The organism is Kaistia algarum (assembly GCF_026343945.1).
In the GTDB taxonomy this organism is placed as follows: domain Bacteria; phylum Pseudomonadota; class Alphaproteobacteria; order Rhizobiales; family Kaistiaceae; genus Kaistia; species Kaistia algarum.
Window position 1 is genome coordinate 31,873 of record NZ_JAPKNJ010000002.1, and the last position, 17,901, is coordinate 49,773.

General features: G+C 64.3%; 19 protein-coding genes. 11 read left to right on the plus strand and 8 right to left on the minus strand.

Annotated features, from left to right (window positions below):
- Nucleotides 1-159: 159 nt before the first annotated feature.
- Nucleotides 160-1,023, plus strand: coding sequence for a cell envelope integrity EipB family protein (locus OSH05_RS13505; protein ID WP_266352437.1), 864 nt, complete (start codon nucleotides 160-162; stop codon nucleotides 1,021-1,023).
- 11 nt (nucleotides 1,024-1,034) lie between these two features.
- On the opposite strand, the gene OSH05_RS13510 is transcribed toward OSH05_RS13505, so the two are convergent.
- Entirely contained in the window at nucleotides 1,035-1,427 is a 393-nt protein-coding gene (locus tag OSH05_RS13510) for a hypothetical protein (RefSeq protein ID WP_104221233.1), read from the minus strand.
- Between the two features lie 21 nt (nucleotides 1,428-1,448).
- A complete protein-coding gene (gph, locus tag OSH05_RS13515; protein ID WP_104221232.1) occupies nucleotides 1,449-2,120 on the minus strand; it encodes a phosphoglycolate phosphatase in 672 nt (223 codons plus the stop codon).
- A 142-nt stretch (nucleotides 2,121-2,262) separates the two neighbouring features.
- Between gph and rpiA the strand changes: the two genes are divergently transcribed.
- The 5 genes from rpiA (at nucleotide 2,263) to OSH05_RS13540 (ending at nucleotide 6,220) form a co-directional block, all read left to right on the plus strand.
- Complete coding sequence (rpiA, locus tag OSH05_RS13520) at nucleotides 2,263-2,961, plus strand: ribose-5-phosphate isomerase RpiA (RefSeq protein ID WP_104221231.1); 699 nt, start codon at nucleotides 2,263-2,265, stop codon at nucleotides 2,959-2,961.
- Between the two features lie 28 nt (nucleotides 2,962-2,989).
- Entirely contained in the window at nucleotides 2,990-3,496 is a 507-nt protein-coding gene (locus OSH05_RS13525) for a DUF2059 domain-containing protein (RefSeq protein WP_104221230.1), read from the plus strand.
- Between the two features lie 26 nt (nucleotides 3,497-3,522).
- Entirely contained in the window at nucleotides 3,523-4,893 is a 1,371-nt protein-coding gene (gene gor / locus OSH05_RS13530; RefSeq protein ID WP_104221229.1) for a glutathione-disulfide reductase, read from the plus strand.
- A 206-nt stretch (nucleotides 4,894-5,099) separates the two neighbouring features.
- Nucleotides 5,100-5,303, plus strand: coding sequence for an Ada metal-binding domain-containing protein (locus OSH05_RS13535; protein ID WP_104221228.1), 204 nt, complete (start codon nucleotides 5,100-5,102; stop codon nucleotides 5,301-5,303).
- Nucleotides 5,303-6,220: a DNA-3-methyladenine glycosylase family protein gene (locus OSH05_RS13540; RefSeq protein WP_104221227.1), complete on the plus strand. Its 918-nt coding sequence runs from the start codon at nucleotides 5,303-5,305 to the stop codon at nucleotides 6,218-6,220. Before OSH05_RS13535 ends, OSH05_RS13540 begins: the two co-directional genes overlap by 1 nt.
- On the opposite strand, the gene OSH05_RS13545 is transcribed toward OSH05_RS13540, so the two are convergent.
- A complete protein-coding gene (locus tag OSH05_RS13545; RefSeq protein ID WP_104221226.1) occupies nucleotides 6,177-8,117 on the minus strand; it encodes a c-type cytochrome in 1,941 nt (646 codons plus the stop codon). The genes OSH05_RS13540 and OSH05_RS13545 overlap by 44 nt on opposite strands.
- 170 nt (nucleotides 8,118-8,287) lie before the next feature.
- Between OSH05_RS13545 and OSH05_RS13550 the strand changes: the two genes are divergently transcribed.
- The gene (locus OSH05_RS13550; protein ID WP_104221225.1) at nucleotides 8,288-9,673 is read left to right on the plus strand and encodes a class II 3-deoxy-7-phosphoheptulonate synthase; all 1,386 of its coding nucleotides are present in this window, start codon (nucleotides 8,288-8,290) and stop codon (nucleotides 9,671-9,673) included.
- Nucleotides 9,674-9,675: 2 nt separating this feature from the next.
- Nucleotides 9,676-10,074: a GFA family protein gene (locus OSH05_RS13555; protein WP_266352441.1), complete on the plus strand. Its 399-nt coding sequence runs from the start codon at nucleotides 9,676-9,678 to the stop codon at nucleotides 10,072-10,074.
- Nucleotides 10,075-10,168: 94 nt separating this feature from the next.
- Here OSH05_RS13555 and OSH05_RS13560 read toward each other — a convergent pair whose 3' ends face one another.
- The 3 genes from OSH05_RS13560 to OSH05_RS13570 are packed head-to-tail and all read right to left on the minus strand — an operon-like array spanning nucleotide 10,169 to nucleotide 11,993.
- On the minus strand, nucleotides 10,169-10,372 hold the full coding sequence (locus OSH05_RS13560) for a type II toxin-antitoxin system RelE/ParE family toxin (protein ID WP_104221224.1): 204 nt from the start codon (nucleotides 10,370-10,372) through the stop codon (nucleotides 10,169-10,171).
- A 2-nt stretch (nucleotides 10,373-10,374) separates the two neighbouring features.
- Nucleotides 10,375-10,686 carry a type II toxin-antitoxin system ParD family antitoxin gene (locus OSH05_RS13565; protein ID WP_104221274.1) on the minus strand — a complete coding sequence of 104 codons (312 nt, stop codon included), beginning with the start codon at nucleotides 10,684-10,686 and terminating at the stop codon, nucleotides 10,375-10,377.
- A 29-nt stretch (nucleotides 10,687-10,715) separates the two neighbouring features.
- A complete protein-coding gene (locus tag OSH05_RS13570) occupies nucleotides 10,716-11,993 on the minus strand; it encodes an MFS transporter (RefSeq protein ID WP_104221223.1) in 1,278 nt (425 codons plus the stop codon).
- Nucleotides 11,994-12,066: 73 nt separating this feature from the next.
- Here OSH05_RS13570 and OSH05_RS13575 point away from each other — a divergent pair, with 73 nt between their 5' ends.
- Complete coding sequence (locus OSH05_RS13575) at nucleotides 12,067-12,675, plus strand: TetR/AcrR family transcriptional regulator (protein WP_104221222.1); 609 nt, start codon at nucleotides 12,067-12,069, stop codon at nucleotides 12,673-12,675.
- Between the two features lie 93 nt (nucleotides 12,676-12,768).
- A complete protein-coding gene (locus OSH05_RS13580) occupies nucleotides 12,769-13,563 on the plus strand; it encodes a DODA-type extradiol aromatic ring-opening family dioxygenase (protein ID WP_104221221.1) in 795 nt (264 codons plus the stop codon).
- A 21-nt stretch (nucleotides 13,564-13,584) separates the two neighbouring features.
- Here OSH05_RS13580 and ybaL read toward each other — a convergent pair whose 3' ends face one another.
- Both ybaL and OSH05_RS13590 read right to left on the minus strand, forming a co-directional pair.
- A complete protein-coding gene (gene ybaL, locus OSH05_RS13585; RefSeq protein ID WP_266352443.1) occupies nucleotides 13,585-15,402 on the minus strand; it encodes a YbaL family putative K(+) efflux transporter in 1,818 nt (605 codons plus the stop codon).
- Between the two features lie 170 nt (nucleotides 15,403-15,572).
- Entirely contained in the window at nucleotides 15,573-16,322 is a 750-nt protein-coding gene (locus OSH05_RS13590) for a L,D-transpeptidase (protein WP_407660393.1), read from the minus strand.
- A gap of 448 nt (nucleotides 16,323-16,770) precedes the next feature.
- On the opposite strand from OSH05_RS13590, the gene OSH05_RS13595 reads away from it, so the two are divergent.
- Entirely contained in the window at nucleotides 16,771-17,865 is a 1,095-nt protein-coding gene (locus tag OSH05_RS13595; protein ID WP_104220009.1) for an ATP-dependent DNA helicase, read from the plus strand.
- Nucleotides 17,866-17,901: the final 36 nt, after the last annotated feature.

The window sequence follows — 17,901 nt, forward strand, 5'->3', positions numbered from 1 at the left end:
TGCGGATTTGGCCCGATTTTCCGAGCCTCGCAAGCACCGTTTGGAAAGGTTGCGGCGAAGGCGCGGAGAAAGAGCGTGGAACTTGCCACAATTTGTTGTTTCATATCCGTCAGATGGTCTGGACCCGTATCGTGACGTCCGGACGACAATGGAGTGCCGATGTTCGAGGGTTCTGTTGCCGCCATGCCGCGTTGCCGGGCAGGCGTCCTGCTGCTGGCGCTCGCCGCCGTTCTGTCGCCCTTGCCGGCCCTTGCCCTGCCGGCCATGGTCGCGCATCGCGCCGTCTATGACCTCGTCCTCGACATGGACAATTCCTCGGACAAGGTTTCCGACGCCGAGGGCCGCATGGTCTATGAGTTCGCCGGCTCGGCCTGCGAAGGCTATACGACCAAGCTTCGCTTCGTGACGCGGGTGAGCGACGAGGACGGCAATGCGCGGCTGACCGATGTTGCCACCACGACCTTCGAGGACGTCCTCGGCAAGACCTTCAATTTCTCGACCAAGAGCTTCGTCGACGGCACGATCTCCGAGGATTCGACCGGCACGGCGGAGCGGATCAAGGACAAGGTCGAGGTCAAGATGGCGAAGCCGAAGGCGCGCCGTTTCGAGATCACCCGCAATTTCCAGTTTCCCAACCAGCATCTGCAGACGATCATCGACGCGGCGCTGCGCGGCGAGCATTTCATGCAGATCGACTTGTTCGATGGTTCGGACAAGGGCGAAAAGGTCTATGCAACCTCTGCCGTCATCGGCAAGCTCAACAGCGGCGCCGACGATTTCGGCGACGAGGCGGTGGCGAAGAGTGCCGGGATCGACAAGGCCCGCCACTGGCCGGTGACCATCAGCTATTTCGACGGCCCGGTGGACGGCGAACAGTCGCCGACCTACGAGCTGTCCTTCATCCTCTACGAGAATGGCATTACGCGGCGCATGCGCTTCGACTATGGCGACTTCGCGCTGACCGGCAAGCTGGTGAAGCTGGACCTCGAGCCGGTGAAGGTGAGCGCGAAGAACTGCCGCTAGCGATGGCGGGACTACGGTTTTCCGGGAACGAGATCAATCTTCAGGCGCTTCGCTTTGATCGTTCCATTTACGCCGTATGATTCGGTCCAAGAGACTAGAAACAGGTCTTCCGCTTTGTCGAAGGTCCAATCAGAGACAATTCCAGACGCGTCGAACCAATCGAGCGAGATGTGCGTGATGCCCTCGAGAGAGATTATGACGACGACGTGCTTGTCCAAAACGTAGTAGCCGTTGGCATCGATCTGGTCGGTCATTACCCAACTGTGGATGCGGATCGAACTTGACTTATGGTTCGATAGATTGATTTCCAGAACATAGGCATCATGGAAATGGGTCGGGTAGCCGAACCAGTCCAAAAGTGCCTGCCCGCCGGGAATCTCCAATAGTGCAGATTTTTGATCCATTCGGCTCTGCGCTCCTATTGGTCAACGACTGGCGCGCACCTTCGCGACCGCCCCGGCCAACTCGTCGAAATGGCTGATGACGATGTCGGGGCCTAGGTCGCGGACATGCACCGGCGTGTAGCCGAAATCCACCGCGATGACGGGCACGGCGGCGGCTTTCGCCGTGTCGATGTCGGTCTTCGAATCGCCGACCATGATGGCGGCTTCTGGCTGGCCGCCGGTGCGCCGGATCGTCTCGATCAGCGCCAGCGGGTCAGGCTTCCGCGCTGCGAAGGTGTCGGCGCCGCAGATCGCGTCGAATCGGGCGGCGAGGCCGAGCTTCTCCAGCAGATCGACGGAGAGATACTCCAGCTTGTTGGTGCAGACGGCGAGGCTCCAGCCCTCGGCCGAGAAATGATCGAGCGCCTCGACGACGCCGGGAAATGGCTGGCTGCCATCGGCGAGATGGGCGGAATAATAGGCGATGTAATCGTCGAACAGCCGGTCGAGATCAGCGGCTTCGCGATGCGTCCCATTGGCGGCAAGACCGCGCTCTATCATCACCCGGGCGCCATGGCCGACCATGGAACGCGCCTCCAGGAACGGCACGGAGCGCAGCCCCTCGCGTTCCAGGATGACATTGAGCGTCGCGACGAGGTCGGTGGCAGTGTCGACGAGGGTGCCGTCGAGGTCGAAGACGAGGGTGGGGCGCATGGCTTCCTGCGGGCGGGGAGGGTGCGGAACCTATAGGGCAACGCGCGGCGGACGCCTAGCCGCGCATCGCTCCGCCGGACGTTGGCGTCATGGCGCGCGCATGCTAACAAGCCGCCGGACGTTCCTCACCGGAAATTGCCCCATGCCGACAGCCGATGAATTGAAGCAGATGGCGGCGCTGGCCGCGCTCGAGAAGGTCGAGCCGGGCATGCGCCTCGGGCTTGGCTCCGGCTCGACGGCGAACCATTTCGTCAAGGGTCTCGGCGAGCGGGTTCGCGCCGGGCTGGACTTGATCGGCGTCCCGACCTCAGAGCGGACGGCGCAGCTTGCGATCGCCGAGGGCATCCGCCTCGCCACGCTCGACGAGATTCCCTCGCTGGATCTGACGATCGACGGCGCCGACGAACTCGATGCGCAATTGCGCCTCATCAAGGGTGGCGGCGGCGCGCTGCTGCGCGAAAAGATCGTCGCCGCGGCCTCGCGGCGCATGATCGTCATCGCCGATGGTAGCAAGCTGGTCGAGCATCTGGGCGCCTTTCCGCTGCCGATCGAGGTCAACCTCTTTGGCTTCGGAGCGACGCGCGTGGCGATCGAGGCCGTCGCCTATCGCTTCGGCCAGCCGGCGACACTGACGCGGCGTCTTGCCGCCGATGGAACCCCCTTCGTCACCGATGGCGGCCATGCCATCATCGATGCATCTTTTGGCCTCATTCGCGAGCCAGAAGCCATAGGCCTCGCTCTTGCCGCTATACCAGGGGTCGTGGAGCACGGACTGTTCATCGGCCTCGCGACTTCCGCCGTCATCGCCAGTTCTGAAGGCGTGCGCTGGCTGCACGCCTGACATCATCCGCTCACCGGGAGCTCCCTTCATGAATTTCCATCGCACTACCTTCCGCGCAGCGGTGCTCGCGTTCGGAATCGTTGCCGGTCTTTCCGGTGCCGCCCAAGCGCAGGAGGTGACGCCTGAGCACCTCGCCGCCGCCCGCGAAGCTGTCGATGCCGCCAAGACCTTCAAGGGCTTCGACAATCTGCTGCCGCTGATGGTGCAGAACACGCAGAACCGGCTCATCCGCTTGCGCCCGGACCAGCACCAGCTGATCTCGCAGGTCGTCGACCAGGAATCTCTGCAGCTCGCCTCGCGCCGCGTCGACCTCGACAATGATGTAGCGCGCATCATGGCGAAGTATTTCACCCAGGAAGAGCTCCAGCAGATCGCGGCCTTCTACAAGACGACGGCCGGCGTCAAGCTCGCCGACCTGCTGCCGAAGGTCTCGAGCGAAGCTCTGCAGTCCGTCAAGGGCTGGTCGGACCGCGTCGGCGAGGAGCTCTATGAAAAGTCGGTGGCCGAGCTGAAGAAGAAGGGCGTCGATTTCTAAGACGCTGAATCAGGCGCCCAGCTGACATGTCCGAGTTTGAGGTCGATCTTTTCGTGATCGGTGCGGGGTCCGGCGGCGTGCGCGCCGGACGCATCGCGGCAAGCCATGGCGCGCGTGTCATGGTCGCCGAGGAATATCGCGTCGGCGGCACCTGCGTCATCCGCGGCTGCGTCCCCAAGAAGCTCCTCGTCTATGCCTCGCATTTCGCCGAGGACTTCGAGGACGCGGCCGGCTTCGGCTGGAGCGTCGGCGAGACTCGCTTCGATTGGGCGCGGCTGATCGAGGCCAAGGACCGCGAGATCGACCGGCTGAATGCCGCCTATATCCGCAATCTCGAGCGCTCGGGCGCCAAGCTCGAACCGATGCGCGCGGTCATCGAGGGGCCGCACGCCGTGCGCCTCGCCGATGGCCGGCTCGTGACGGCCGGAACGATCCTCGTGGCGACGGGCGGGGCGCCTTATATCGACCCGGCGCTTCCGGGGCGGGAACTGGCTATCAGTTCCAATGAGGCGTTCCACCTCCAGCGCCTGCCGGAGCGGATTGTCGTGGTTGGCGGCGGCTTCATCGCTGTCGAATTCGCAGGCATCTTCAACGGCCTTGGCGTCGAGACCACGATCCTGCATCGCGGCGACGGATTGCTGCGCGGATTCGACGAGGACCTTCGCCACAAGCTGCGCGAGGAAATTGAGAAGAAGGGCATCCGGGTCGTGCTCGGCGACCAGCCGGCAGAGATATTGAAGGCGGATGAGGAACTCGTCCTGCGCACGGCCGGCGGCCTTGAGATCGAGGCCGGTGAGGTGATGATCGCGACGGGCCGGCTGCCTAACACGGCCGGCCTCGGCCTCGAAAATGCCGGTGTCGCACGGGACGGGGCCGGCGCGATCGTCGTCGATGCCTATTCGCGGACCAATGTCCCGTCGATCTATGCGGTCGGCGATGTCACCAATCGGGTCAACCTGACGCCGGTGGCGATCCGCGAGGGCCATGCCTTCGCCGATACGGTGTTCGGCGGCAAGAAGATAGCCGTCGACTATGCCGGCATTCCCAAGGCAGTGTTCTCGCAGCCCGAAATCGGCTCCGTCGGCCTGACCGAAGCCGAGGCATTGGCCGAGTTCCCCGCTGTCGACATCTACCGCGCCGATTTCAAGCCGATGAAGCACACGCTCTCCGGCCGCGACGAGCGCATGCTGATGAAGCTGGTCGTCGACGGCACCAGCCAGCGCGTCCTCGGTTGTCACATCCTCGGCGCCGGTTCGGCCGAGATGACGCAACTCGTCGCGATCGCCCTCAAGATGGGCGCGACGAAGGAAGACTTCGACGCGACGATGGCCCTGCACCCGACCGCCGCCGAAGAGCTAGTGACGATGCGCCAGCCGAGCATGCGGCATCGGCGTTAGGGTTTCCGGTTGGGGGGGTGAAGGCCCTCACCCCAGCCCTCTCCCAGAGGGAGAGGGAGCGGCTGGATCCTTCATCGGCCTCGCGATCTCACGGAGGGGCGCCCCCTCTCCCTTTGGGAGAGGGTAGGGTGAGGGCCTTGCTTCAGCCGGACCACCGGGCAAGAAATCGGGTGGCGCCCGCTCTCCGACCGGGTCATCCTCCGCTCATGACCATCCTTCAGCCCTTCCCAACCCATGCCCGCCTCTATGGCGTCGTTACGACCGGCATTTATTGCCGGCCGGATTGCCCGTCGCGGCCGCCGAAGCCGGAGAATGTCCGCTTCTTCGCGAGCGGTGTTGAGGCCGAGGCGGCCGGGCTCCGGGCCTGCAAGCGTTGTCGGCCGGCGCTACACACGGCTGAAGCGGCCTGATGCCGGCAAAGCTTGAGCTGGCGCTGCCGGCCCGCTACCGCGCTGCCGAGATCCTCGCTTATCACGGCCGCGATGCCTTGAGCGTCAGCGAGCGTGTCGCCGGCGCGGTGATCGTCAAGCCGCTGCGGCTTGGCGGCGAGCCGGTCCTGTTCGAGATCGATCTTTCGGCGGGCGATGTCGCCATCCTTCGGACCGACCGCGATCTGGAAGCGCTGGAAGAAGCCCAGGCGTTGCATGTCGCTGGAAGGATGCTCGGGCTGGCGAGCGATCCGGACGGATTCGAGCGTCTCGTCGCGGCCGATCCCCGCGTCGCCGGTCTGGTTGGAATGCGCACCGGCCTCCGCATCCCGCTGACAGCGGACCCGTGGGAAGCGGTGTGCTGGGCCGTGATTGGCCAGCAGATCAACCTGACCTTCGCCGCGGCGCTGCGGCGGGCGCTGATCGAGCGGGCCGGCGTGGTTCATGGGCGGCAGGGCCTGCATCTCCATCCAACGCCAGCCCAAGTCGCGGAGCTCGATCCGGCGGAGCTCGCGACGATGCGCTTCTCGCGCTCCAAGGCGAGTTATCTGGTCGGTGCGGCGCGGTCGATCGCACAAGGCGAACTGGATATCGCAGCGATATCCGCACTGCCGGCCGGGGAGGCAGAGGCGGCGCTGGTGGCGCTGCGCGGCATCGGACCCTGGACGGCGCGCTACATCTTGCTGCGCGGCTTCGGCTCTCCCGATGTCGCGCCGGTGGGCGATTCAGGCCTCGCTACCGGACTGCAGCGCTTGTTCGGCCTTGCCGAGCGGCCGGACATCGCCGCGCAGGAGGCCGCGATGGCGGTGTTCGCGCCGCATCGCAGCCTCGCCACGGCCCATCTCTGGGCGAGCCTTACTTCGCTTTCGGCGCCGTCGTCGCCGCCACCGTCAGGCTAGCCTGCAGCGACTGGATGACCTGCTCGCCGAATTCCTGGATCCAGCCGCGCTGCTGGCCGATATCGGTGGCCTTGTCGGCGACAACCAGCCGGCAATAGGCCGTATTGATCGCATTGGCGATGTCGGCGGCATGTGCCTTCGGTTCCGCCTTCATCAATGCGAGCGGGAAGCTCGCGCTATCGGCGCCGGTCGCCGGCAGCGTCGGCGTGCCGATGATCTTGACCGCTTCCTCGACGAGACTGCCCGGCACGAAGCTATCGCCTGGGCAGGTCACGGCTCCCGTTGCCGCCTGCGGCTCGCTATAGACGATCGTCGAACCGGCCTGGATCGCCCAGATGATGTCGGTCTGCTGGCTCGGCTCGGCCGCGGTCTGCGGCGAGACGGCGGCCGCAGCCTGAAGCGTGAACTGCTTCAGCGCGGCGTAGCGCTGATAGTCCGGCAGATTGGCCTTGGCGACGAACGGGCAATACGCGGCGACCAGCGCGTCGACGATCGTGTCGGGCGAAGATCCCGGATCGGCGTTGTTGTAGATGTTGATCATCTCGCCGATGGATTTGGCACCCGCCGCGGCCACGGTGGCCAACTGGGCGACCGCGTCGGGATCGGGTCCGGTCGCGTCCGGCCCGCCGCCCACCTTCGGACAATTGAAGGATTCCGCCGACTGCGTGCCGTAGTAGGGCACGGCGGCGGCGCTGCGCCAGGCGGCTGCCATGGAGGCGGTGGCGTTGGTCGTGCCCTTGTTGCCCCAACTGCTGCGAACATAGTTGGCGAGGTCGGCGACCTGCTGGTCCGACAGGCGGCCGGCGAAGGACGGCATTGCGCCATAGCTGCCGCCGCCCGGCAATCCGCCGAGCACGGCCATCAGCACATTATAGGGCTCACTCGCCGTCACGGCCGGATTATCGGCCAGCGGCGGGATCGAGCCCGGTACGCCGACCCCGAGCGGCTGGTGGCAGGCTGCGCAATTGTCGACATAGAGCTGCGAGGCGCGCTTGTAGACATCGGCCGGCAGCGGCGACAGCTTCTGTGGCGCCGGCATGTCCGGCGGCGGCGGGCTGTCGAGCAGATAGGTCGCCATCGCGTTCAGATCGGCGTCGGCGAGATAGGCAAGGCTGTCATGCACGACTTCCGCCATCGGGCCGAACACGGCCGAGCGGTTCGGCGCCGAGCCGGTCTTCAGGAACTGGACGAGGCTTGCCTTGTCCCAGGTCTTGGCCAGCGCGGCGGAAGCGATGTCCGGCGCATAGAAGCCGTCGAGTTCGCTGCCGGTAAACTGCTCCTTGCCCTTGATCGCACCCATGACGTTGCGAGGGCTATGGCAATCCGAGCAATGGCCGAGCGCCTCGACCAGATAGGCGCCGCGGTTCCAATCCGGCGACTTGCCTGCGACTTCCGTGAAATAGGCCGGTGCGAAGAACAGTTCGCGCCAGGCGAGCATGCCCATACGGACATTGAACGGGAAGGCGAGCTGGTTGGCGGTGTTCTCTACCGGCTGCGGCGGCAGGCGGCGTATATAGGCCCAGAGCGCTTTGAGGTCGCCCTCCTCGATCTTGGTGTAGGCGTCGAAGGGCATGGCCGGATAGAGATAGGCGCCATCGGCGCGGATGCCGTCATGCAGCGCGCCCTTGAACTGCTCATAGGTCCATTTGCCGATGCCAAATTTCGGGTCCGACGTGATGTTGACCGAGTACATCGTGCCGAACGGGGTCGGGAAGGCGAGGCCGCCGGCATAGGGCTTGGAGCCGTCGCCGGTATGGCAGGGCATGCAATCGCCGGCGCGGGCGAGGTATTCGCCTTGCGGCACCAGCGAGGCGTCGTCGGCGTCAGCTGCCTGCGCCGCTCCGGCTCCAATCGCCAGGCTCGCCATTGCCACGACCATTCTGATGACATGCCGCATCTTGGTTCCTCTCCGTCGCTCCATCGTCCAACTATGCCATGGCCTTCGTGAAGGGGTTTTGAATATTTCCAGCCTTTCCTCCTCCTTGGCCGGCATCTTGGCGTCCATGGGCGTGAGCGTGTATAACCCTCGCCTTTCCCGGCAGCCCGGGAAGCGATGGGAGAGGCGCGATGAAGACGCAGTGGAAGCCGGATAGCTGGCGGGGCAAGCCGATAGAGCAGGTTCCCGTCTATCCCGATTCCGATGCGGTCTCCGCCGTCGAGGCGCGGCTCTCGACCTATCCGCCACTCGTCTTCGCCGGCGAAGCGCGAAAGCTCAAGAAGGGGCTGGCGGCGGTGTCGCGCGGCGAGAGTTTTCTACTGCAGGGTGGCGATTGCGCCGAGAGCTTTGCCGAGCATCACCCGGATAATATCCGCGATTTTTTCCGCGTCTTCCTGCAGATGGCGGTGGTGCTGACCTTTGCCGGTGCCATGCCCGTGGTGAAGGTCGGGCGCATCGCCGGCCAGTTCGCCAAGCCGCGCTCGACGCCAATGGAAAAGATCGGCGATGTCGAACTGCCGAGCTATCGCGGCGACAACATCAACGGCATCGACTTCACGCCCGAGGCCCGCATTCCCGACCCACGCCGGATCGAGGATAGCTACCGCCAGTCGGCCGCGACGCTGAACCTGCTGCGGGCCTTCGCCCAGGGCGGCTATGCCAATCTCGAGCATGTGCATCAGTGGATGCTCGGCTTCGTCAAGGACAGCCCGCAGGGTCACCACTACCAGGAGATCGCCGACCGCATCTCCGAGGCGATGGCGTTCATGCGCGCCTGCGGCATCGATCCGGATACGGCGCCGTCGCTGCGCTCGACGGATTTCTTCACCTCTCACGAGGCGCTGCTGCTCGGCTACGAGCAGGCGATGACCCGCGTCGATTCGACGACCGGCGACTGGTACGCCACCTCGGGCCACATGTTGTGGATTGGCGACCGCACCCGCCAGCCCGACAATGCCCATGTCGAATATATGCGCGGCGTGAAGAACCCGATCGGCCTCAAATGCGGACCCTCGTTGACGACCGACGGCCTGTTGCAACTGATCGACATCCTGAACCCCGACAATGAGGCAGGCCGGCTGACACTGATCTGCCGCTTCGGCGCCAACAAGGTGTTCGACCATCTCCCGGCGCTGATCCGCGCCGTCGAGCGCGAGGGCCGTTCCGTCGTCTGGTCGTGCGACCCGATGCATGGCAACACGATCAAGGCCGTCACCGGCTACAAGACGCGTCCGTTCGACCTGATCCTGAAGGAGGTCAAGAACTTCTTCGAGGTCCATGCCGGCGAGGGGACCCATCCGGGCGGCATCCATATCGAGATGACCGGCAAGAACGTCACCGAATGCACCGGCGGCGCCCGCGCCATCACCGATCAAGACCTCTCCGACCGCTACCACACCCATTGCGACCCGCGCCTCAACGCCGACCAGTCGCTGGAACTCGCCTTCCTCGTCGCCGAGCTTTTGAAGCAGAGCCGGCAGGGCCAGTCGAAGCAGGTGGCTGCGAGCGGGTTCTAGGCGTGGTCGAGGCGCTCCATCGCGGTTACTGCCTTTGTCGTGCCGTCACCTTCGCCATTGACGGCCCGATGGCGGCGGCGGTCGCCTGCCATTGCACGATGTGCCGGCGGCAGAGCGGCCATTTCTGGGTGTCGACCAATGTCGCCGAGGCGGACCTCGCGATTGAAGGAGCAGACAGCCTCGTCTGGCATCGCTCCTCGGAAGTCGCCGAGCGCGGCTTTTGCGGGAAATGCGGCTCGTTTCTGTTCTGGCGCCGCCCCGGCTCAGGCCGCATCGCGGTTTCGATGGGGTCTCTGGACCTGCCGACCGGGGTGGTCCTCGACCGGCATATCTTCGTCGCCGAGAAGAGCGATTACTATGAGATTGAGGATGAGGTGAAGCAGTTCGAGGGCGATGATTGACGCCTTACTCCAGGACGTTGCCCGAAAGACGTAGGCTTGCATGCAGAACACGGACGATCTCGACCGTATGGTCTGAAGGCCGATAAAGGATCAGCTAGGAACCAGCGACCAGATGTCGGATGCCAGTACCTATGTCCTCGCGAACAACGCCGGATAGCGGGTTTTCGGTCAATTGCAGCCAGCGAGTTTCGATCGCATCAAGCGACCGATCCGCGGCACTGACGCTATCCGAAGCTACGAATTCCCAGATATCCAGCAAATCGCTGTCGGCGCGATCGCTTATGACGATCGCGACCACGCTCAAGCCGTCCCCGAATGCTTGATCTCGTATCGGCGTCTGGCTTCAGCCTTGATGTCCGCCATCGACTGTCGGGAACTCGGCCCGCTGTCGATGCCCTCCTGGACCAGCGCCCGCAATTCCTCCAGCGTGTAGCCGAAGAGATCGCGTCTCTCCTTCCATTCGCGCATGGCGTCGCGGATCACCTCGCTGGTCGAGGCGAATTCTCCGGATTTCACGGCCGTCCGAATCTGCTCGGCCATTTCCGGCGTCAGTGAAACGGTGATCTTCTCGACGGAGCCATGGTCTCGTTTCTCCCGAACCAATCCCGTCATGGTATGCGAATCGCGTACCGCCGACAATCTCACCCCACCAGGACCGGCGCGCGCTCCGCCTTCGGCCTTGCAATGAACAGCGCAATCACCGCCGCGATGATGCCCGTTGCACCGGCGATCATGAAGGCGTCGAAATAGTTGCCCTGCACGGTCCGCATGTAGCCGCCGAAGAAGGCCGCGCAGGCGGCGCCCAACTGGTGGCCCGCAGCGATCCAGCCGAAGACGATCGGACCCTTGCGGTCACCGAAGGATTCCGTCGCGAGCCTAACCGTCGGCGGCACTGTCGCGATCCAGTCGAGGCCATAGAAGACGACGAAGAAGGAGAGGCTGTAGAAAGAGAAATCGCTGAATGGCAGGTACATCAGCGAGAGACCCCGCAAGGCGTAATAGACGAAGAGCAGCTTTCGCGGATCGATCCGGTCGGTGAGCCAGCCCGAGGCGGTCGTGCCGAACAGATCGAACAATCCCATCATGGCCAGCATGCTCGCCGCCTGCACCTCGGGGATGCCCATATCGGCGCAGAAGGAGATCATGTGCGTGCCGACGAGGCCGTTGGTCGTGAAGCCGCAGATGAAGAAGGTGGCGAACAGGTACCAGAAGGTACGCGTCTTCGAGGCTTCGACCAGCGCGCCAATGGCGTTTGACAGCGCGCTACCCTGTGTCGCCGCCGGAACCGGATCGCCTTCGCGGCTGCCATAAGGCACGAGCCCGATATCGGCCGGTCGTTCGGGAATCAGTAGGAATGCGATCGGCACCAGCGCCGCCGTCACCAGCGATATGGTAATGACAACGGCCTGCCAGCCTCCCCATTCGGCGAGCGCCGCCAGGCCGGGCAGGAAGACCAAGGTTCCCGTCGCCGTGCTGGCGGTCAGAAGGCCCATGACCAGGCCACGATTGGTGACGAACCAGCGGTTGACGATGGTGGCGCCGAGCACGAGCGCGACGGCGCCCGAGCCGACGCCGGAGAGAAGGCCCCATGTCGCGACGAACTGCCAGGGCGTGGTCATGAAAGCCGAGAGCCCGGTCGAGATCGACATCAGGATCAGGGCGTAGATCAGCGTTCGCCGAACGCCGAGGGTCTGCATCAGCGCCGCGGCGAAGGGGCCGGTGAGCCCGTAGAGAAAGATGCCGATCGCGGCGGCGATCGAGATCGTGCTCCGTTCCCAGCCAAAGGCGCTTTCGAGCGGCAGCATCAGAACGCCGGGCGCCGCGCGCAATCCCGCCGCCGAGAGCAGGGAGAGAAAGATCACGCCCGCGACCACGAAGGCGTAGTTCTGGCCGAAAGGCCGCTTGCGGAGTATGTTCATGTTACAGACCGTTCCGTACTACATAAAAGTATGATACGTACCGTTCTGTTACATCGTCAAGAGGGCAGCCATCATGTCGGCCGGAAAATTGGCGAGCGATGTCCAGGGCGCCGTGAAGCCGCGAGCCGCCGAACGGATACTCGCGACCGCAAAGGAACTCTTCTATCGGCAGGGCATTCGCGCGGTCGGGGTTGACGAGATCGTGTCACGCTCCGGCGTGACCAAGCCGAGCCTTTATCGTAGCTTCGCGTCCAAGGACGAACTTGCCGCAGCCTATATGCGGGAATATGACGCCGATTTCTGGGCGCGTTTCGAGGCCGCGCTTGCTACCGGTCCCGCCGGTGATCCGCGCGGGCAACTGATGGCGTTTCTTCGCGGTGTCGGGGAGCGGGCGCAGCGCGCCGGCTATCGCGGCTGTGGCATGACCAATGCCGGGGTCGAGTTTCCGGATGGCGACAACCCGGCCCGACGCGTCGCTGTCGCCAACAAGAGTGAACTGCGCCGGCGATTGACGGAGCTAGCCGCCGCCATGGGCGCGGCCGATGCCGAGATGCTTGGCGATGGCCTGCTGCTCCTGGTCGAGGGCGCCTATGTTTCCGGACAGCTTTTCGGCGAGAGAGGGCCTTCGCGCTCGCTGGCCGCGGCGGCGGATCGGCTTATCGAGGCGAGCCTTGCTCGCTGATTGATCAATTCAGTTGAACACTGCGTGCTGATCTATCCGTCTATCGGTGGACGGTGACCGAGCCTATCTTGGCTGCATGCCAAGGAGGCTTTCATGTCCCTTCCAACCTATTTTCTGTCGCACGGCTCGCCGATGCTGGCGCTAATGGATACGCCCGCGCATCGGTTCCTGGCGGAACTCGGCAAGACGATCGAGCGGCCGCGCGCCGTTGTCGTCGTTTCGGCCCATTTCGAGACCGCGGAGCCTGTTGTCGTTGCCGACGAGCATCCGGCGATGATCTATGATTTCCGCGGTTTTCCGCGTGCGCTCTACGAGATCACTTATCCCGCACCAGGCGACGCCGGGATCGCCGCCGAAGTGGCGGAGGACCTACGCGCTGCGGGGCTACCCGTGGCGGTCGAGGGCAAGCGCGGCTTCGACCATGGCACCTGGGTGCCGCTGTCGCTGATCTGGCCGAACGCCGATGTGCCCCTCGTCCAGCTCTCGATCCAGCCGCACCATGACGCCGCCTGGCACTACGCGCTCGGCCGCGCGCTGGCGAAGCTGCGCGAGGAAGATATCCTCGTGATCGGCACGGGCGCCGCGACGCATAATCTCAGCCTGTTCTTCAAGAACCCGAACGGACGGCCGGAGGTTGACGATCCGGTGGTCGGCTGGGCAAGAGAATTCGCCGACTGGATCGCCGAGCAGGCGCAAGCCGGCGATGTGGCCAGCCTCGTCGACTACCGCGCCCGCGCGCCGCATGCCGTCATGGCGCATCCAGAGGATGACCACTTTTTGCCGTTCTTCGTCGCGCTCGGAGCGGCAGGCGAGGGGGCCGAAGGACAGCGCATCCATAACTCGTACGAGTACGGCGCGCTCTCCATGGACATGTACCGGTTCGATTGAGCGAGGCCGTGCCCCAGCCGACTAGGCCGATTGCGGCAGCGATGCATCACTTTCGACGTCGACGATATCCGGCTTGGGAGCTTCGACTTCGATGTCCTCGACGTCCTCCACGGCACGCTCCGTCGTCGCAACGCTCGCCAGCATGCCGAGCGCGATTTCGCGCTCGCCCATGATGGCAAGGTTGGCGCCGTGGTCGATGAGATGGGCGACCTCGGCGTCGGTGCGGCCCCGGGCGATGATCTCGATATCCGGATTGATAGCGCGGGCCTTGGCCACGATCTGCCCCGCTTCGAATGCGTCCGGAACGGCGACGAGCAAATGCCTGGCGCCGCGGGGATTGGCCGCGGCGAGGACGTCGTCCTCCACCGCATTGCCACGAATGAGTTCAATGCCGTCAGCCCGGACCTCCTGCGAGCGCTCGGCGCCGTTCTCGATCACCAGATAGGGCAGGCCTTTTTCCTTCAGGCCTTCGGTGACGATCCGGCCGACGCGGCCATAGCCGACGACGATGCTGTGGCTGGAGAGCTCGGTCGGCGTCAGACCTTCGTCCGCATCAACCTTGCGTGGCGGCTCCGGCTTGGCTGCAGCGCTAGCCGCAGCTGGCGATGGGGCGGCCGCCGCCTTGCCCTCGTCGGAACGCTGGAACAACCGCTTGGCCAGCGCGAACATCAACGGGTTCAAAACGATGGAGAGGATGGCTCCAGCGAGGATCAGGTCTCGTGCCGTGGCGTTCAGAAGGCCGAGATCGGCGCCGAGCGCGGCTAGGATGAAGGAGAACTCGCCGATCTGGGCAAGGCTCGCCGAAATGGTCAATGCCGTCGACGTTGGATGACCGAAGGCGCGGACGATCAGGAAGGCGGCGATGGACTTGCCGATCAGGATAATAGCCAGCGTCGCGATGAGAAGCAGCGGCTCGCGAAAGACGATCGACGGGTCAAAGAGCATGCCGACGGAAACGAAGAACAGCACCGCGAAAGCGTCGCGCAGCGGCAGAGTTTCTTCGGCCGCACGCTGCGACAATGGCGATTCCGACAGGATCATGCCGGCGAAGAAGGCACCGAGGGCGAAGGAGACGCCGAACAGCGAGGCCGCGCCGAAGGCTACTCCGAGCGCGATGACCAGCACCGCGAGGCGGAAGAGTTCGCGTGAGCCCGTATGGGCGATGTAATGCAGGACCCATGGGATGACCCGGCGCCCGACAATGAGCATCAGCGCGACGAAGGCCGCGACCTTGCCAACCGTGATCGCCAGAATGCCGACAAGGCCAAAGCCGCTCTGCGCGGCAACGCCCGACCCCGAGGCTGTGCCGCCCGTGAGAATTTCGGCCAGAGCCGGCAGGAGCACCAGGGCGAGCACCATGGCGAGGTCTTCGACGATCAGCCAGCCGACGGCAATCCGGCCGCGCTGCGTATCGATCATCCGTCGCTCCTGCAGCGCGCGCAGCAGCACGACCGTACTCGCCACCGATAGGGCGAGGCCAAACACGAAGCCGCCGGCGAGCGGCCAGCCGACGGCCCAGCCCAGTGCCATGCCGAGCAGCGTCGCGACTGTGATCTGCACGATGGCGCCCGGGACGGCGATCGCTTTGACCGACAACAGGTCCTTCAAGGAAAAATGCAGGCCGACGCCGAACATCAGCAGGATCACGCCGATCTCGGCGAGTTCGTTGGCAAGGTTCTGGTCGGCAACAAATCCCGGCGTGAAGGGGCCGGCGGCGACACCCGCGAGCAGATAGCCGACAAGGGGCGATATCCTCAACCGGTGTGCAATCACGCCGAAGATGAAAGCGAGGACAAGGCCGATGACGATGGTGGCAATCAGGGGGGTGTAGTGCGGCACATTTCTTTCCGGTTGGAGTGGGTAGACAGTCTCACCGATTAGAGCGCTGAAACAACCCCTTGGCCGATTCTTTTGGCACTTTGCAGCATGTGAGGTACCAACACGAAAAAGGGGACCCTTTTGGGGCCCCCTTGGAATTGAATGCGTCGATGTCGCGATCTAATCGACGATCAGCCGTGCATACCGTCCGGCGGTACGGGCGTACCTGTGCTCGACGTGCGGGCCGGCTGGGGATCGGGAACCGCACCGCCATGCGAATTGTAGACGGCGTTCGGATCCGGCTCGACATTGCCGAGCACCGTGACGCGGGTGCCGATCGGCACGCGCTCATAGAGATCGATGATGTCCTGGTTGATCAGGCGGATGCAGCCCGAGGAAAGCGACTTGCCAATCGACCAGGGCTGCGTGGTGCCGTGGATGCGGTAGAGCGTGTCGACCTTACCCTGGTAGAGATACATCGCGCGCGCGCCAAGCGGATTGCCGGGGCCGCCGGGCATGCCGGTCGGCCATTTTGCGGCCTCGGGGTCGCGTGCCATCATCTCCTTCGGCGGATGCCATTTCGGCCATTGCTGCTTGGCCTGGATGGTCGCGTCGCCCGACCACGCGAAGCCCTGGCGGCCTACGCCCACGCCGTAACGGATCGCGGTCCCGTTCTCGAAGACGAGATAGAGAAAATGGTTCGGCGGATCGACGACGAGCGTGCCGGGCTGGGCGGCAATTTCCGGCGGCAGTTGCACGACCTGCCGGAAGAACTGCGGGTCGATCTGCTTGAGATCGACGGCCGGAACCGGGAACGGCTCGGTGTCGATCGCTGCGTACATTTCCCTGAAGCCCTGATCGATGATCGGGGCTCCGGCGGGCATGGTCGACAGCGACGAGGTTTGTCCGGCAGTCTGGCAGCCGGCCAGTGCGATCGGCATTCCGATCATGAACGACCGACGGCTTAGCTTGCCAGTCGCGATCCTAGGCTTCGTATCCGTCAAAGCCTTCCCTTTCACCATCCAAGCGGGGAGGACTCCAGGCGAATGGCCCGAGCCCAAAATGAACGCGGCATCAACTTCGAACGCGAGTCCGAAGGGTGTCGCATGCCTCAATTCATTGCGCCCTTAGTGGTTGCTTTCTCGTTATGCCGCAATGACAAAACGGTCACACGAAGGGCGATTTCAGTACGGTTCGGCATCGGCGGCGCAGGCGATGTCCAGCCTGTCTGAAGCGCGGAACCGGCCAAACCATGGCAAAAAAAGGAAAATCCGTTCTGCAGCCTTAGAGATCGGCCAGCGTTGCGGAATTGTCACGATATCGTGCGTCCCGCGTTACGCAGGCTCGTGGTTCCGCTATGAGGATGCTTGTCAGGATACGAGGATTCGCATGCGCTGGTCGCCGCAACAGGAAGATGCCCTCAAGGGCGTGGCCGATTGGCTGCGCCAAGGCGATTCGCCGGTATTCCGGCTGTTTGGCTATGCAGGCACCGGCAAGACGACTCTCGCCCGCCACCTTGCCGAGGGGATCGACGGAACGGTTGCCTTCGCCGCCTATACCGGGAAGGCGGCGCATGTCCTGCGCTCAAAGGGCTGCGAGGGCGCCGGCACGATCCACAGTCTCATCTATCGCCCGCGCGTCGGCGACGATGAGGAGCAGCCCGTCTTCGCCATCAACCATGACAGCGCCGCCTCGAAAGCAGACCTCATCATCATCGACGAGTGCTCGATGGTCGACGAGGAACTGGGCCGCGACCTGCTGTCGTTCGGGACGCCAGTGCTGGTCCTCGGCGACCCGGCGCAGCTTCCGCCGGTCAAGGGCGGCGGCTTCTTCACGGAAGCAGAGCCCGATCTGATGCTGACCGAGGTCCACCGCCAGGCGCAGGACAATCCGATCATCCGCCTGTCCATGATGGTGCGCGCCGGCGAGACGATCGAGCATGGCGACCATGGCGAGAGCCGGGTGATAGCGAGGCGTGAGATCGATGCAGCGCAGATCCTGGCGACGGATCAGGTGCTTGTCGGCACCAACAAGACGCGGCGCGCCTATAATCAGCGTATCCGCGAATTGAAGGGCTTGCTGGCGCCCATGCCGGCCATCGGTGACAAGCTCGTCTGCCTTCGGAACGACAAGCAGAAGGGCCTGCTCAATGGCGGGACCTGGACCGTGTCGAAGCTTGGTTCGCCGAAGCGCAGCCTGCTGCGGCTCGATCTCGTGCCCGAGGACGAGCCAGGCGCCAAGGCGGTGAAGGTCGCGATCCATCCGGCGTTCTTCGAGGATGGCGGCGAGAGCCTGTCCTATCCGCAGCGGCGAAATTCTGACGAGTTCGACTATGGCTACGCGCTGACGGTGCACAAATCGCAGGGCTCGCAATGGGATGACGTCGTGCTCTTCGACGAGAGTTACGCCTTCCGCGAGCACCGCGACCGCTGGCTCTATACGGCGATCACGCGCGCTGCGGAGCGGATCACGATCGTGCGGTAGCGGCTGCATGATTGCAGGGCGGACGGGCAGCAGGTA

Excerpts from the sequence above, each read along its gene's own strand:
- OSH05_RS13505 (WP_266352437.1), top strand. The coding sequence starts at position 160 with ATGTTCGAGGGTTCTGTTGCCGCCATGCCGCGTTGCCGGGCAGGCGTC.
- OSH05_RS13510 (WP_104221233.1), bottom strand. The coding sequence starts at position 1,427 with ATGGATCAAAAATCTGCACTATTGGAGATTCCCGGCGGGCAGGCACTT.
- gph (WP_104221232.1), bottom strand. The coding sequence starts at position 2,120 with ATGCGCCCCACCCTCGTCTTCGACCTCGACGGCACCCTCGTCGACACT.
- rpiA (WP_104221231.1), top strand. The coding sequence starts at position 2,263 with ATGCCGACAGCCGATGAATTGAAGCAGATGGCGGCGCTGGCCGCGCTC.
- OSH05_RS13525 (WP_104221230.1), top strand. The coding sequence starts at position 2,990 with ATGAATTTCCATCGCACTACCTTCCGCGCAGCGGTGCTCGCGTTCGGA.
- gor (WP_104221229.1), top strand. The coding sequence starts at position 3,523 with ATGTCCGAGTTTGAGGTCGATCTTTTCGTGATCGGTGCGGGGTCCGGC.
- OSH05_RS13535 (WP_104221228.1), top strand. The coding sequence starts at position 5,100 with ATGACCATCCTTCAGCCCTTCCCAACCCATGCCCGCCTCTATGGCGTC.
- OSH05_RS13540 (WP_104221227.1), top strand. The coding sequence starts at position 5,303 with ATGCCGGCAAAGCTTGAGCTGGCGCTGCCGGCCCGCTACCGCGCTGCC.
- OSH05_RS13545 (WP_104221226.1), bottom strand. The coding sequence starts at position 8,117 with ATGCGGCATGTCATCAGAATGGTCGTGGCAATGGCGAGCCTGGCGATT.
- OSH05_RS13550 (WP_104221225.1), top strand. The coding sequence starts at position 8,288 with ATGAAGACGCAGTGGAAGCCGGATAGCTGGCGGGGCAAGCCGATAGAG.
- OSH05_RS13565 (WP_104221274.1), bottom strand. The coding sequence starts at position 10,686 with ATGACGGGATTGGTTCGGGAGAAACGAGACCATGGCTCCGTCGAGAAG.
- OSH05_RS13570 (WP_104221223.1), bottom strand. The coding sequence starts at position 11,993 with ATGAACATACTCCGCAAGCGGCCTTTCGGCCAGAACTACGCCTTCGTG.
- OSH05_RS13575 (WP_104221222.1), top strand. The coding sequence starts at position 12,067 with ATGTCGGCCGGAAAATTGGCGAGCGATGTCCAGGGCGCCGTGAAGCCG.
- OSH05_RS13580 (WP_104221221.1), top strand. The coding sequence starts at position 12,769 with ATGTCCCTTCCAACCTATTTTCTGTCGCACGGCTCGCCGATGCTGGCG.
- OSH05_RS13590 (WP_407660393.1), bottom strand. The coding sequence starts at position 16,322 with ATGCCGATCGCACTGGCCGGCTGCCAGACTGCCGGACAAACCTCGTCG.
- OSH05_RS13595 (WP_104220009.1), top strand. The coding sequence starts at position 16,771 with ATGCGCTGGTCGCCGCAACAGGAAGATGCCCTCAAGGGCGTGGCCGAT.